Source organism: Pseudomonas sp. 5C2 (assembly GCF_034314155.1).
GTDB lineage: Bacteria > Pseudomonadota > Gammaproteobacteria > Pseudomonadales > Pseudomonadaceae > Aquipseudomonas.
Map to the genome: position 1 here is coordinate 1 of NZ_JAVIWH010000002.1, position 12636 is coordinate 12636.

Consider the following 12636-nt stretch of genomic DNA (forward strand, 5'->3'; position numbering starts at 1 on the left):
GCGCGCGCGTGCGTGTGCGCGCGCGCGCGCGCGCCCCCCCCCCCCCCCCCCCCCCCCCCCCCCCCCCCCCCCCCCCCCCCCCCCCCCCCCCCCCCCCCCCCCCCCCCCCCCCCCCCCCCCCCGCCCCCCCCCCCCCCCCCCCCCCCCCCCCCCCCCCCCCCCCCCCCCCCCCCCCCCCCTTCTTTTTCAATAACAGAGGGTGGGTGAGTGTGTGTGCGCGCGCTCACTTTCTGCCTCCCCTCTCTCAAGTTTACTGAAGTCTGATATTGAGCAGCAAGAAACGAATCAGTAGAATGTTTAGTGGCATTCAATGGAGGATGACTGATGACAGTTTGAAAGATGGAGTTTAGTGGCAAAATTCTGTCGTAGTATGCAAAGGCCGGATCATGCTTAGCAGGAATTTTTTTTAGTAGTTAGCATGCACTCAGCCTGAAGTTCCGTCCAGACGGCCCATATTCCCTCCAACATGTGATTTGCCCTACTTTGAGGCAGAAGGGAGGCTGAGTGGGTGGTTACCATGCTAAGCAGGAATTGACTCCACTGTAGATACTCAAGTTAAATTTGATATTTTTGAAAGATTGAATAGCGGATCGGTAAAGCTTGAAGCGCAAGAGCTAAGAAATGCGACATGCAGAGGTCCATTTAAAGATCTTATTAAAGAGCTTGCGAAAAATCCAATATTTGCTGAAGTGGCAAATTTAGATCCGGATTCTACTCGCATTAAAAAAATGGAAGATGAAGAGCTGGTTCTCAGGTTTTTTGCAATAAGCCATAGTAACGGGTATTTAGAATACAAGGGGCAATTTAAGAAGTTCTTAACTAATAAGATGGTAGAGTTTAATAAGTATGACGCTGTTATGTTGAAGGAAATGAAGGAAAACTTTGTTAGGACAATGAGATTAGTAAAGGAGCACTTTGGAAGTAAGCCATTCGCCAAATATAAAAAACCGGACGGGCAAGATTTTGTTCTAATGTCTTCCTTCAATGCGGCAGTGTTTGACGCGATAGCCTGTGCTTTTTCCAAACCTGAAATAAAAAATATTCCAAGTTATAATGATTTAATTAAGTTGTTCGCCGACCCTGTTTTTTTTGAGGCCGTTGAAGGTAGTGTTAATGATGTATCAAAGCTTAACAATAGAATACGAAAAGCTCAGGAGCTCATTGTATAATGTCTACTTTCTTACAGGAGTATATCTTTAGCTTGGAGGGTCGATGGAAAGAAGTTGATGTTATCATCGATAAGGCAAAAGCTATTAAGGATGATGATTTCACATTCTACAACGCGATTTGTCGCTCGGCAAGCATACTCATAGTTGCCCACTTAGAAGGCTTTGTTAAAGATTTGGCGAAGTGCGTGGTGAGTGACTTAAATAGGAGTGGTTCATTTATTAATTTTCCAGTTGCTATTAAAAGGACATATTGTAGTAAATACCTTGGGACTGCCTCAGATAAGGATCCTAAGGCATACTATAAGAAATTGGATGCGTTGATACTGAAGCTTGATGAATTTGATTGCAAAATATCACCTGAACCTTTTTTGTTTCCTAGGAACAAAAATCCTTCAGCAAGTATGTTGGATACTGTATTTGAAAACTTTGGGGTTTCAAATGTTTTTGGTTATCTACATGACTCCAAGGTTGATGATGTTTTTGCGATGTCGATCTCAGAGATAAAAGAGAAAAATGTAGAACTGAAAGCCTCTGTTGTCCTGGCGGCGGAAAATTATCCTTACGTTGTAAGTTTTGAGGAACTAGACTTTGACAAGCGTAGTCCTAAAGGGAGGACACTTTGGGAGGAGTTTATCGAACAGATCAATCAAAGGCGCCATTCGGTTGCACATGGAGCTGATTTTGATAACGCGGATGACGTCTCAGATCTTGAGATGCGGAAAGCCAAGGTCGAACTTTTGCAGTACGCTCTTTCGATTTTGATGGCGGGTTCTATTTGTAAGTCTGGGTCGCCGAGTTTAGACGTTGTAGCTCAGGAATAGCTTTGAGTGGTAACTTTTCTTGTCTCAATAGCACTGGCTCCAACCCTGCTCGATCATTTACGGGGGGGCACCAGCTCTGGAAGCAGGCCGGCGAGGTAATATGGCACCTCGGGGAGACGATTACTGAAAAATCTTCGTCTAAACCAAATGTAAGAGAAAAAAAGCTCGCTGGGTGACCAGTGCCAGAACTCGAACACTTTTGTTTGATTCGTGAATGCGAGGCGTCACCCAAATAGTCAGAGAACAATGCGGATGTGCTGCAATGAACAACCTTAGGCGTGCCTGTTTCCTAGATATATGTCACTGGCTGCTTCTGGCCGGATTCTGTATGTCGAGTTTGAGTGCAACGGAAGCCTTCGCTAGCTTCCGCTTATCTACATCACCGTTTTTTTAGCTGATCTTCGATTAGCCCCATTTCTGCCTTGATTGCAGTAATGGTGAGCTTCTGCATCGCTGTGCTTTTTCCGAATTTGGTATCCACGATCTTGAGTAGGGCGGTCAGGTGGGCTTTTCTCGCTCTAAGCGTTTCGGATATGGGTGAGCTGTTTTGTGTCGCAGCGTTCATGGCTTCGATCCTTGGAGTGATTTAAACAGCCCGCGAAAGCAGGCTGTTTCAGGGTAAACGGCTGTTACATCGCGAGCAGATCGCGCGTGCGATGCTGGCTGCCACGGTCTACCAGGTCGCGCCACCTCCAACTGCCCGAGTTTTCACCCTGCTCAGGGATGTCGAGCTTGAACAAGGACACTGGGTCGCGGCCAATCAGGTTGGCTGCAGCGTAAAGCTTACCTCCCACATCAAGCAGCGCTTGGGCGGCTTCATTCCACCTTTCCTCCAGGGCGTTGTGGGCCAGTCGCAAGGCGGTGTCCTCAATTTTTTGGTGTTCTACCTGAGCCTCGCTAATGTGTCGGTCAACGGTGGCCAGCTCTTGCTCCAAGGCGGTGATGATCAGTAGCTGGCGGCGATGATGTTCGGTCGCGGTAGTGAGGTTTTTCGCCGCTTTCTGAGCGTCTATGCTGGCTGCTTTTTCGCCTTCGACGTCACCCCAGGCCACGGCCCGTGCATAAGCGGAGGCCGCCAGGGTCTCAGCCTGCCGTGCGCTGGCCATCTCTTCCTGCGTTTGCTGGCGAATTTCCTCCAGGCGAGTGGTCAGGCTGTGCCGTTTAGCGTTGAGCTCCAGCTCATCCGCCATCCAGTTCGCCATGTCGGCAATGTAGCCCTCCATTAAGCTTTCTTGGTTGGCCAGCGTCTCCAGGAGGTCCAGCTTTTGATCCAGTCTGAAAATCTGGTGACCGATCGAGTCGATCTTTATTTTTCGACTGCTGATTTCATGTCTGACGTCGCTCTCGCGGCCTTGGTTGATGGCGTCCTCGCTTTGAAGCGCAGCCTCAAAAGGTGGTAGTTCCCTTTTGATGGCTTCCATTTCAATAGCCAATTTCGCGCGTGCGTCTTTCAGTTGTTCAATTCGGTTCATGAGTTGTGTCCTGATTATTGGGTTGGGGTTCGGAGTGGCTGGCGAGGCCCGCTTGAGCCGGCTTTACCTCGGTCAGTAGGCTCAGCGTCAGGCGGCCTGTGCCTCGCTTTCATCCGTTCCCGGTACGGTCTTCACCACGTAGCAACGCTGAGTACCTAGACCGGGCAAACGAACGGCGCAGGAGGCTTTGCCATCCGGCCCGGGCTCAAGGACGCCACGGCGTATCAGCTCCTTGTTCACGGCATTGATGTTCATGCCCTTGAACACTTCGGAGCGCCACGCCTCAGGCAGCACGTAGTAGGTGTTGGTGGTGTGCAACGCGTCACCCAGGCCGTGCTCCATCGTCTTGCGAAAGCCCAACCGGTCGATGGTGCGCGGGCCGTGCTCATCAATCTTTGCTGCAGCCGACTCCCAGCGGGTGAAGCGGCTTTCGCCAAAACGCTCAATGACCTGTCGAAGCCGAGCAAGGATGGCGTCACCTTCCAAGTTACCGGCGCCGCCGCGCTCAGCCATCCAGGCGCTCAGGCATACCCGGGCTGCGGTAGTAGCTGTTCCGTCTGGCCAACCGGTAATTCCCAGCGCGGTGGCCAGCTCCCCGGCCGCAGCGGCCAGACCGAATCGGGCAGCTGCGCGGTGCGCTTGACCACTCGCCGAGGCGGGTAATGACTTGGCGATAAATCCGTCCAAGGTATGACGCAGGATGGCTGACCAGCCGCGTATCTTGCCCGGCTCACAGAGGGCCGACAGGAACGCGGTGAGTGGTGTGCCGTAGTACTTGGCCACCCGTGCCTTGAGCGCATCGGAGAGGGCGGCCGCATCATCAAACCCGCTCAACACGTCGAACATGCCTAGGCCTTTGCTGGCGTCCGCCGGCACCGCCAGCATGCGTACCTCCATGCCGGCTTTCAGCTCCTTGTTGGCCTCGGCCATGTGCTGCGCCAAGGTCTTCTCGCCGGTCGACAGAAACAGCAAGCGCCACTCCTGAACCTGTCGGCCCGCTTGTCCTCGATCATTGGCGCGCGCCTTTCCTGTACCGTTGCCGAGCATGTACACCGTCTCGCCAATAATGCGTGGGTCACACATGCCGATTTCATCCAGTACCAGCAGCCCGTCCGAATGCGCGGCGGCTATGGACTCCAGGGCGTTATCCGTCGAGCGCCATGAACGCACCAAACGCGGCCCGCCATAGATCGAGGCAGCGACTTGTAGGTGGGTAGTCTTGCCGCCCGAGCTGTCACCGTAGAGGTGAAAGCCGCCCGACTCATGGCCAAGCATGTGCAACAGCGGACCGGCAAACGCGACGCTGGCCACAAAGGCTAAGCGGTGGTTACCAATGCACAGCGCGCCGATTTGTTCTTGCCATTGCTCCAGGGTGCCGGCTTCGCTGATGGGGGGAAGCTGTGCGCCGGCCTCATAGAAGTGCAGGTGTTCCCCATGCGAGCCGACTTGCTGCTCAGGCAACAGGAAGGCGTTGCCGTGCCAGCCCAAACGGGTGACCAGTCGTGCGCGTTGGGCGCTGTCGAAGCCGCCAAGGTAACTCTGCAAGTCATTGCGCGCATTGCGTCCGGAGCGACTACCGGCCAGACGCAAGCCCATGTCCACTAGTGGGCCGAGTACGTCCTTACCGAAGTCGCCGGTCATGGTCCGCGCCGGTATGTTCCAGCGCTTTTTGGCCCCGTCCGGATCGTCGAACTCGACCAGCAAACCCCAGTTATGACCCTGCGCATCTCGGGTGCGCGCCAGGATCTCTAAAGGGGAGCACACCGGACGTGCTTCACCATCATCGCCGGAATAAAACACGCCTTCTGGCGTCAGGCGAAAACCACCGTGCAGCAAATCGCTTTTCGATTTCGTCGCACGCTTGGCCGTTGGCTTCGCCTTGGGTTGTTCGACCGGTGCCGTCTCCGGTGCAACACCGAACAATTTGCCGTTACGTTCCAGCTCTGCGAAGTGCGCTGCTGACCAGCCTTTGGCTTGTGCATCGGCCGCGTCGTCTCCGTCGTCCCATTGACCCCCTTTGGCGAAGGCCTGTTTGTCATTCTTGAATGTGGGCTTGCGTTTGAAGACATCCAGCGCGATCACCCGCACCGAAGCGGCGCCGATGTCCTCCAGTTTCTCTGCGACGGCTTCCATGCAGTTCTTGCCGCTGACATCGTTGTCTGGCCACAGGATTACCGACCGACCTTTGAGCGGTGTCAGATCTGCCTTGTGCCAAGAGTTTGAGCCGTTCGGCCAGCAGGTGGCCACGTATTCGGGCATCAGCTCAGCTGCGGCGTCCGCCGCCTTTTCACCTTCGCAGAGTACGACCGGGGCATCTGGCCGTTGTGACAACTCATTCAGGCGAAGGAGAGGGCGCGGCTCAGGCAGACCTTGCCAGCGCCATTGCGGCGTTTGACCGTCGGCGCGTTTGCACCAGGTCAACGGTGCGAATACCTTTTTCGGCTTGCCGTCTTCATCCGGCCCCAAGTCGAAGCGATAAAGCGCCATGACCGGTTGGCCTTGAGAGTCGCGATAAATCCAGACCTTGGACGGCACTCCGTGTTGCCGGTGCTTGGTCGGGCACTTGTTCATGGCCTCGGCCGGGATCGGCTGAACGGCGATCCATTCCGGCGTTTGGCTTGCGCTCGACGCCGGTTTTGATTGAGCCGCACCGGCGGAAACCTGCAGCAGATCCGCCAGCAAATTGCAGGCCTCAACGTCGGTGCCGCCTTCTAGATAACGCACCAGATCGATCAGATCGCCGCCTTTGTCACTAGTGGCAAAATCCGCCCAGGTGCCTTTAGCCAAATTGACCTTGAGCGAGCCTGCACGCTTGTCGGTACGGGTTGGATTTGGTGCGGTGTACTCCTTGCCGCCATCGACGCGCTTCCCCCCCGGAAGCCACCGAGCGAGTACTTGATCAATGGCATGCATGGAGGCGCGTTTTACTTCGGCAAAGCTCGGACGCTTGGCTGTTTCGTTTGCCTTGCGTGTCATGGGCGAGCCCTCAAATGGTTCAGGCTCGTCGCCACGTCATCAATGATTGCCTTTGCCATTTCACCTAGGTAATGGGCCGACCAGACTCGAACGCTGGCGTCACTGTCTATCGTGTCGATGACAGTCAGGTCTCTCACGCAGCCAAGTAAGCAGGACGCTTGTTCAAGTGCGTCCTCAATCGATACCCCCGCCTTGATTGAAAACAGCGACGCATTTTCAGCGTTGTAAGACCCGAACGATGTTTTGCCGACAGTGGAAATTTGAGGATTGTTTTTCATTGCATCCCCCTCACCGCGTTGATGGGGGTAGAGGTGCGGTCTGCGTGAACCGCCAACTTCTGAATCAGGCCTAAAGTGCCTCGTACGTCCCAAAGCACAGAGGCGATGACGTGGCTCGAAAGGCTGGGCTTGTCGTCCTCAAAAAGCTCTTCGAGCAGCAACAGGACGGCGTCCGCTCGACTGATGGCACAGGTAATGGCGTCGATTGGCACACCAGCTTCGACGTCGACCAGCGTGAAAATGTCTTCGGGGGTTGAGCATTGCAGGGTCTGTTTCATTTGGCGCTTCCCGCTGACTCTAAGTTGCGGGCCCTGCTCATATGAGAGTTGTAGCGGGCAAGGCGTGTAGCGAGGCTGGAGTTGGCGTGTAAAGCGGCGAGAGCCATTGCACGGTGTGCAGCAGCGCGAATTTTGGACGGATTGAGGGCGTGCATGGGTGGAGCTCCTTCTTAAGTAGAAGCTGCCACTAATCGTCGCCAAACGAATTGGGGTGGCAGCTGTGCGCAGGTTGGCGAACCGGGTAAGAAGGAACCCGGCAGACCCGAAGGTCTCCCGCGCACAGCCGCCATAAAGCAGGAATGCGGGCACAAAAAAAGCGCCTGCAATCGAGATGGTGGCGCCTGTGCGCCTTCTTAAGCTCGGGTCGCCAAACCCGGTCACTGAATTTGCAGCGACGACCAAAGAGTAACGTCCCATTTTGGAAAGCGCAACCGTGCAGAAAGCTTGTGCAATTTTCCGATGCAGCATAAATTGTGTGGGCATGTAGATTTACCTCAACGCCTCCGGATCGCTCCCGGGGGCGTTTTCGTTAGTGCTGGGTCGTGACGGGGCGGGCGAGAGTGAGCCATTGCAAGTGGTTCCCTTGGCGAGCCCTTTGCCGCATCTGCTGTAGCGCTCCGGGATTGCGCAGCAGGTTTGGAATCAGCTCGCGAGCGTCGCTAATCACCACGTCTGATGGCGGCTGAACCGCTAACAGCGTCCACTCCAGGTTTTGCCACAGCACAATCAGCACCTGAGCACCGGCCGAGATCGCCTGATCGCGGAGGGCAAGCAAGCGCTGGTGACCTTTGATCTCAGCGGTAGAAGGCAGAGACGCTTCAAGTGCACCGACGAGATCCAATGCTTGGTGGGGAAGGAAGGTTGGGGTCATGCCGCCTCCTGCACGTTGGCAAACAGTGGCGGCGTTTCGCCTTTGAGCCAAGCCAGGATTTTGCTGTCCTCGACGCACCGTCGGCGGTGTTCTACCGCGAGCAAATCGCGCCGCTGTGCCAGGCAGTCATCCACATAGCTGGTCAGATCGGAGGTCATGCGCATTTCACGGTGCAGGCGTTCGCTAGCGGTCTTTTCCTCCGCAAGATCCTGCTCAGTGATGTGTCGCCACACCGTCGGATCGTTCGCGTAACCAGCCGATTGATCGACCAGCCAGTAAGTCACCCAGTCGGTCAAACCAAGCGATTTCAGCGCGGCGCGGCGGCCTTCTTTCATTGCGAAATGACCCATACCGTGGATGCTGGAAAGCTCCCGGCGTACTGCGTTTTTGCGGAGAAGTTCAGGCAATTCCCAAGAATTGGGCTTAAGCGGAAGGGCCAGGCCATCAGGGTTGAAAAAGAAGGCTTCTTGTTCTTCCCCATTCCAGCTCACTCCCGCGATGGTGCGGTGCCGCCAGTTGATTGCATCAGGTCGATAGAGACGGAATCCGACGCTGTAGGAATCGAGAAAAGGCCCTTTGAACGAGCAGTGGCTGCGTCTCATGCGGCCACCTGGTCACGGGCTTCAATGCGGCCCCTTGCCCAAGCTTGAACTTCGGCCAGCACCCACGCGACCGGCGCGCCTCGTGCGGTACTCGTGCTCAACTTGACCGGCTGTGGGAAGCCGCACTCGGGGCGCTGCATGAGTTTGTAGATGGTGGAGCGTTTCATGCCGACGATACCCTCGACTTCGCGCATGCGAATCAGGGTTGAGGCAGCGTCGAAAAGCGAAGGGATGGGCGTGGCAGGTTTGCGGGAGAGTTCGGTGACATTGGTGTTCATAGGTATTGCTCTCGATTGGTTTGGACTGACGAGAGCAATGATCTAGGTGTTGAAATGCGGTGAGCAGTTCACTTCCATTTGAAATTTCTGGTTTACACCACCCAGTAGCGTTTCAGTATGGAGTTCACCTGTTTGCGGGTTAGTGCTTTTTCCGTTTCGAGGGGAATCCATTCGGGGCGTTGTTTTGTGGGCTTCGCTATTTCTCTTTCAAGCCAGCAATGCACCGACGTTGTGACATTCCGATGCGACATGCCTTTCTTCAGCAAACTCCGTGCTTGGTTGACGATAGCGGCGTCACGATCACTGATTTCCTCGTTTCGATCCTTGCCGCTGAGCACGCCACCTTTTCGCCTAACCGCGTTCTTGATCGTTTTTACGGCAATGGGTCGCAACTCGTCGTCCTGTAACGATGGCAGGGAGGCGATCGGTTCCAGATACATCACGTACTGTTCAAGCGCCTCGATACGCTCATCCGGCTTGACCTGAATTTCCACAAACTCGCAGTAAAGATCCCAAGGCCAATCCGGTTTCTCTGTCGTGTGCGACCAAGCGTCTTGCTCCGCAATGCGCATCCAGTCGCTGAGAACCTCCAGTGCTTTCACCGCACAGGCCATGATGTAGGCCGCATGTGCCTGATCGTCTGTGACGGATGGGCAGGCGCCGTATTGCCGAACCCAATCAGCCAGACGTGCAGAAACATCAGTCGAGGCGTACTGAAAAATAACCTCTTCGTGCCTGGTTGTCTGGATGCACAGGGTGTTTAGGTCGCTATTGATATCGTCCGTTTTAATGCGTAGGCAACACTGATCAATCAGGTGGCAGGCACTCATAATCTGCTCGCGACAGAGCGCGTAGAGCGGTTGGGCAGCGAGAAATTCGATCAGGCCTGCTGAGAGTTTAGGGTATTCGCAGGATTCTTGAATATGGATCACTGTCACGTGAACGATCTCTGTGCCAATTTGCCTCGAGCCATCCCGCGCCCTGTGTTTCTGCGGCACAGCCAGCGTTCCGAGCGTTTTCGCACACGACGGAAATGGTTAGCCAGCAGTGGTAGTGATGCGCTTTTGGCGTTACACGGATGTGTAGCGTTACACGGCGTGTATGCCACCGCTCTCAAACGTGTTACAGGCGTAAAGCTCAATGTATTCAAGGGGTTGGTGCTGCGTTTTACACCAGTAACACGCGTAACACTGTTTTTGGAGGGGGGATGGATAAGCGATCTCATACCACTTTTCCAAACTGGCCTTGCACTACATTGCCAATTGCCAGCCCGTCAAGACGGTCGGCATACCACTGCATCATTGTCACTCGTTGCTCAAAGTATTGAGCCTTGTTGTACACCCCTGAAATACCTTCCTCTTTGTGAGCAAGCTGCGCTTCGACGTGTTCTTTCGGCCAGCCGTGTTCTCGAAGCAATGTGCTCGCGGTGTGCCGAGTCCCGTGTCCAACTAGTCGGCCTTTGTAGCCGATGGTAGCGAAGACCTTGTTGATCGTGTTTTCGCTGATGGTCGGATTTTTGGCTCCGACCCCTGGGAAGAGCCAGCGACTGCGCCCGGTTAAACAGTGCAGTTCCTTCAGTGCTGTAACCGCTTGGTGGGGAAGGGGGCATGCAAAATCCCGGCGCATCTTCATCTTGGCGGCTGGCGAGGTCCAAACGGCTTTTTCAAGGTCGAATTCCTTCCATTCAGCCAAGCGGACCATGCCAGGTCGTGATGCCGTCCATACACATAGCCATGCAGCCGTGCGGGCTGTCAGCCTGCTCGGGGTGTTTTTGAGTGCGTGAAGGAATTCACCCAGTTCAGGCTCCAGCAAATGTGGATGCTGCTGAGTTTTAGGGGCTTGGGCTGCAATATCGCGAAGGCGGCTGCCCGGATCGTTTTCAGTGAGACCTAAGCCGATGGCTCGCCCGAAGATCTGGTTTATCCAGGTGCGGCACTTTTCCGCCACGTTGTGTGCGTCTCGGGCTTCGATGGATGCCTGGAGTTCTGCGCAATCGGTACGGGTGATTTCGTCGAGAGGCTTATCTCCTAGTGCCGGGAGAATGTCCTTGTCGAGGTAGGTGCGGATTTTGTTGAGGGTGGAAGGGGCGAGGCCTTTTTCTTCTTTCGCCTTGAGCCAGGCGTCAGCAGCCGCGCGGAAGGTTCGGGTTTTGGCCGCATCGATAGCAGCTTTTGCGGATCGCTTTTGTTCTAGGGGGTCGGCACCGCTGCTGACTACTTTGCGTAGATCGGCAGCTTTATCCCGTGCCAGTGCGCCACTGACCTCTGGATAACCCCCGAGCCCCATCCAAGCCCAATTGCCCGCCGGACGTTTGTATCGGAGCTGCCAGGATTTGCCACCGTCAGGCTTGACCCGGAAATAGAGGCCGCTTCCATCCAGCTCCCGATATTCCTTTGTCTCAGGTTCCAGCCCCGCCAGCGTTGTGTCAGCCAGGGGGCGGCGCTTGATATCGGAACGCTTCATCCTTGTATCCCAAAGTTCGGTATTTTTCTCAGGATACAAGCAGGGATACAGGGATACAACGTATAGGGAGAGACAGGGGTAGATAGACAGGCACAAAAAAACCGGCCAAGTGGCCGGTTTCTCTGGGTCTGAAAGCCTGGTAGAGACTTTCAGATACTGCTATATGGTGCCCCGAGGGAGACTCGAACTCCCACTCCTTTCGAAAACGGATTTTGAATCCGCCGCGTCTACCGATTCCGCCATCAGGGCTTGATGGGCGCGGAGTATAGAGATGAGATTACCGTTGGTCAATCATGTTTCGTGGTGAATGTTCATTATTTCCGCTAAACTTTCCGGCCCTGCTAGACGAACCCCATCATGCGTGTTGCTGACTTTACCTTCGAGCTCCCTGATTCTTTGATTGCTCGCCATCCTTTGGCCGAGCGTTGTGGCAGCCGCTTGTTGACCCTGGATGGGGTTAGCGGCGCACTGGCGCACCGTCAATTCACCGATTTGCTGGAGCATTTGCGCCCCGGCGACTTGATGGTGTTCAACAATACCCGGGTGATCCCGGCGCGCCTGTTCGGGCAGAAGGCTTCCGGCGGCAAGCTGGAGATTCTGGTTGAGCGTGTGCTCGACAGCCATCGGGTATTGGCCCATGTGCGTTCGAGCAAGTCCCCCAAGCCGGGCACGATGATCCTGATCGATGGCGGCGGTGAGGCGGAGATGGTGGTCCGTCATGACACCCTGTTCGAGCTGCGTTTTGCCGAAGAGGTGTTGCCGTTGCTGGAGCGGGTCGGCCATATGCCGTTGCCTCCTTATATAGACCGTCCCGATGACAGCGCCGACCGTGAGCGTTATCAGACGGTATATGCCGAGCGCGCCGGGGCGGTTGCCGCGCCGACTGCGGGGCTGCATTTCGATCAGGCGCTGCTCGATGCGATTGCGCAGAAGGGCGTTTCAACGGCTTTCGTGACCCTGCATGTCGGTGCGGGTACGTTCCAGCCGGTACGCGTTGAGCTGCTCGAAGATCACCATATGCACAATGAGTGGCTGGAAGTCAGTCAGGACGTTGTCGATGCCGTGGCGGCGTGCCGTGCGCGGGGCGGTCGAGTGATTGCCGTGGGCACCACCAGCGTGCGCTCGCTGGAGAGTGCGGCGCGCGACGGTCAGCTCAAGGCGTTCAGTGGTGACACCGATATCTTTATTTTTCCCGGGCGTCCGTTCCATGTGGTCGATGCCCTGGTGACCAACTTTCATTTGCCTGAATCCACGCTGTTGATGCTGGTTTCGGCGTTCGCCGGTTACCCCGAAACCATGGCTGCCTATGCGGCGGCAGTGGAGCATGGGTACCGCTTCTTCAGTTACGGTGATGCAATGTTCATCACCCGCAATCCCGCGCCGACAGCTCCCAAGGAATCGGCCCCAGAGGATCACGCATGAGCAACA

13 protein-coding genes and 1 tRNA gene are annotated in these 12636 nt (G+C 55.5%); 3 read left to right on the top strand and 11 right to left on the bottom strand.

Going from position 1 to position 12636, the window contains the following annotated elements:
* The first annotated feature begins 578 nt into the window (after nucleotides 1-578).
* Nucleotides 579-1169, top strand: coding sequence for a hypothetical protein (locus RGU44_RS00585; RefSeq protein ID WP_322215190.1), 591 nt, complete (start codon nucleotides 579-581; stop codon nucleotides 1167-1169).
* Complete coding sequence (locus tag RGU44_RS00590; RefSeq protein WP_322215191.1) at nucleotides 1169-1990, top strand: HEPN domain-containing protein; 822 nt, start codon at nucleotides 1169-1171, stop codon at nucleotides 1988-1990. Before RGU44_RS00585 ends, RGU44_RS00590 begins: the two co-directional genes overlap by 1 nt.
* Nucleotides 1991-2369: 379 nt before the next feature.
* Here the strand turns inward: RGU44_RS00590 and RGU44_RS00595 are convergent, their stop codons facing one another.
* The 11 genes from RGU44_RS00595 to RGU44_RS00645 all read right to left on the bottom strand — a co-directional run bounded on the left by RGU44_RS00595 (nucleotide 2370) and on the right by RGU44_RS00645 (nucleotide 11457).
* Nucleotides 2370-2555, bottom strand: a complete 186-nt coding sequence (locus tag RGU44_RS00595; RefSeq protein ID WP_322215193.1) for a hypothetical protein — start codon at nucleotides 2553-2555, stop codon at nucleotides 2370-2372.
* Between the two features lie 64 nt (nucleotides 2556-2619).
* Nucleotides 2620-3462, bottom strand: coding sequence for a chromosome segregation protein SMC (locus RGU44_RS00600; RefSeq protein WP_322215195.1), 843 nt, complete (start codon nucleotides 3460-3462; stop codon nucleotides 2620-2622).
* An 87-nt stretch (nucleotides 3463-3549) separates the two neighbouring features.
* Complete coding sequence (locus tag RGU44_RS00605) at nucleotides 3550-6438, bottom strand: DUF927 domain-containing protein (protein WP_322215196.1); 2889 nt, start codon at nucleotides 6436-6438, stop codon at nucleotides 3550-3552.
* Nucleotides 6435-6716 (bottom strand): DUF3077 domain-containing protein, encoded by a 282-nt coding sequence (locus RGU44_RS00610; protein ID WP_322215198.1) that lies wholly within the window; start codon nucleotides 6714-6716, stop codon nucleotides 6435-6437. Before RGU44_RS00610 ends, RGU44_RS00605 begins: the two co-directional genes overlap by 4 nt.
* Nucleotides 6713-6994, bottom strand: a complete 282-nt coding sequence (locus tag RGU44_RS00615) for a hypothetical protein (protein ID WP_322215199.1) — start codon at nucleotides 6992-6994, stop codon at nucleotides 6713-6715. The genes RGU44_RS00610 and RGU44_RS00615 overlap by 4 nt, the downstream gene beginning before the upstream one ends.
* A 529-nt stretch (nucleotides 6995-7523) precedes the next feature.
* Nucleotides 7524-7865, bottom strand: coding sequence for a hypothetical protein (locus RGU44_RS00620; RefSeq protein WP_322215200.1), 342 nt, complete (start codon nucleotides 7863-7865; stop codon nucleotides 7524-7526).
* Nucleotides 7862-8467, bottom strand: coding sequence for a hypothetical protein (locus RGU44_RS00625; RefSeq protein WP_322215201.1), 606 nt, complete (start codon nucleotides 8465-8467; stop codon nucleotides 7862-7864). Before RGU44_RS00625 ends, RGU44_RS00620 begins: the two co-directional genes overlap by 4 nt.
* The gene (locus RGU44_RS00630) at nucleotides 8464-8745 is read right to left on the bottom strand and encodes a helix-turn-helix transcriptional regulator (protein WP_322215202.1); all 282 of its coding nucleotides are present in this window, start codon (nucleotides 8743-8745) and stop codon (nucleotides 8464-8466) included. The genes RGU44_RS00625 and RGU44_RS00630 overlap by 4 nt, the downstream gene beginning before the upstream one ends.
* A gap of 92 nt (nucleotides 8746-8837) precedes the next feature.
* Nucleotides 8838-9683, bottom strand: a complete 846-nt coding sequence (locus RGU44_RS00635) for a hypothetical protein (protein ID WP_322215203.1) — start codon at nucleotides 9681-9683, stop codon at nucleotides 8838-8840.
* Between the two features lie 283 nt (nucleotides 9684-9966).
* On the bottom strand, nucleotides 9967-11208 hold the full coding sequence (locus tag RGU44_RS00640) for a tyrosine-type recombinase/integrase (protein WP_322215205.1): 1242 nt from the start codon (nucleotides 11206-11208) through the stop codon (nucleotides 9967-9969).
* Nucleotides 11209-11372: 164 nt separating this feature from the next.
* A tRNA-Leu gene (locus RGU44_RS00645) sits at nucleotides 11373-11457 on the bottom strand.
* Between the two features lie 108 nt (nucleotides 11458-11565).
* Here RGU44_RS00645 and queA point away from each other — a divergent pair.
* A complete protein-coding gene (queA, locus tag RGU44_RS00650) occupies nucleotides 11566-12630 on the top strand; it encodes a tRNA preQ1(34) S-adenosylmethionine ribosyltransferase-isomerase QueA (RefSeq protein ID WP_322215206.1) in 1065 nt (354 codons plus the stop codon).
* Nucleotides 12631-12636: the final 6 nt, after the last annotated feature.